Genomic DNA, 1684 nt, shown 5'->3' on the forward strand with positions numbered 1-1684 from the left:
CTGGCCCCACGTGGGGTGCTCGGGCATGCTGAGCCCGGCCTGCTTGAAGAGATCGGTGCGGTAGTAGGTGACGGTGCTTTCGCCGTAAAAGGGCAGCGCGTAAAGGGTGTCGTTGACTGAAAGGCCCTGGCGCACCGAAGGAAATATGTCTTCCAGGTCATAGGCGGCGGGCAGGTTGGTCATCGGTTCGAGCCATTGCTTGGCGCCCCATAGCGGGGTTTCGTAGGTGCCGATGGTCAATACGTCGAATTGCCCGCCCTGGGTGGCGATATCGGTGGTCAGGCGTTGGCGCAGGACATTTTCTTCGAGCACCACCCAATTCAGCTTGATGTCCGGATGCTCGGCCTCGAATGCTTTCGAAAGCCTTTGCATGCGAATCATGTCGGCATTGTTGACGGTGGCAATGGTGATGGTTTCGGCGGCGTGGCCGGCCAGGGCGAAGGACAGCCCCGCAGACATGACGAGCGCCTTGCGCAGCATTTTCATGGGTTTCTCCAGAGCTGCGCCTGGGCGCAGGATTATTATTGTTGTAAAGCCATGGAGGCAGGACCGACCTGCCAGCCGTCAATGGCAAGCCGATTACATCAGCGCCGTCGAAGGCCGACAAATGCGAAAAGGATCGACTGCAGGTACTTTTTTAACCCTGGCGGGCATTGTTAAAAAAGTATCAGTGGCCGGTCGGTTCAAGGCTGGCGTACCGCCGTACGATCGACGTAAGGTGCCGGCTATAACGATAAAGAGGCGCGACATGCCTGATCACCGAACGCTCCTGTACGACCAGCGACCGGCCGAACTGGAAGTCATCCTGCCCGAGCCCGAACACAGCTTTCGCTGGTACGAGCATGACTATCCCTACGCGATGGCGCGCTGGAACCATCACCCGGAATTCGAGATTCACCTGATTCGCCACGGCAGCGGCAGGCTCCTGGCAGGTGACTACATCGGGCCCTTCGGCCCCGGCCATGTGGCGATGATCGGTCCGGATTTGCCCCACGACTGGATGGGGGACCTGGCGCCGGGCGAGTGCCTGGCTGGGCGCGACGTGGTATTGCAGTTCGACGGTGCCACGCTGATGTCGATGCGTCAGACGCTGCCGGAACTGGGTGATCTGCACAGGTTATTCGAGCGCGCCCGGCGAGGGCTGGCCTTCAGCGGCGACACCGCGCGTCAGGCGGCGTACCTGCTGGAAGCGATCGGACCCGCCCAGGGGCTGGCACGCCTGGCATTGTTTTTCGAACTGCTCGATACCCTTGGCCGTGCCAGCGAGCGCGAGGTCCAATGCCTGGCAAGCCCGTGCTATGCGCCTGCCCTGGACGCCCGCAGCTCGGCGCGCATCCAGAAAGCCTTCGAATACCTGCAAGCCGAGCTCACCGGCGACCTTCGAGTGTCGGTGATCGCCCGGCAACTGGGCATGAGCGAACCGGGCTTCTCACGATTCTTCAAACGCATCACCGGTCACGGGTTCATCGACCTGATGCGCAAGCTCCGCGTCCAGCGCGCCTGCCGGTTGTTGTCACACAGTGACATGGCGGTGACCGACATCTGCTTTGAAGTCGGGTACAACAACCTGTCCAACTTCAATCGGCACTTTCGCATCGAAACGAACCAGACGCCCAGCGACTATCGCCGCAGCGTCATGGCGGCGGGCACGACGGACTGAGCCTCAACAAAATCCGTGGCGAGG

At 61.2% G+C, this 1684-nt stretch carries 2 protein-coding genes; one reads left to right on the forward strand and one right to left on the reverse strand.

Annotated elements, in window-relative coordinates:
* Positions 1-486 (reverse strand): ABC transporter substrate-binding protein (locus OC610_RS26980; protein ID WP_264432359.1); only part of this gene is annotated, 486 nt, incomplete at its 3' end.
* A gap of 262 nt (positions 487-748) precedes the next feature.
* On the opposite strand from OC610_RS26980, the gene OC610_RS26985 reads away from it, so the two are divergent.
* On the forward strand, positions 749-1660 hold the full coding sequence (locus OC610_RS26985; RefSeq protein ID WP_264432361.1) for an AraC family transcriptional regulator: 912 nt from the start codon (positions 749-751) through the stop codon (positions 1658-1660).
* Positions 1661-1684 lie beyond the last annotated feature (24 nt).

The organism is Pseudomonas agronomica, from assembly GCF_025917275.1.
Lineage (GTDB): Bacteria > Pseudomonadota > Gammaproteobacteria > Pseudomonadales > Pseudomonadaceae > Aquipseudomonas > Aquipseudomonas agronomica.

Bases quoted from the DNA above. Each gene is read 5' to 3' on its own strand.
- OC610_RS26985 (WP_264432361.1), top strand. From the start codon at position 749: ATGCCTGATCACCGAACGCTCCTGTACGACCAGCGACCGGCCGAACTG.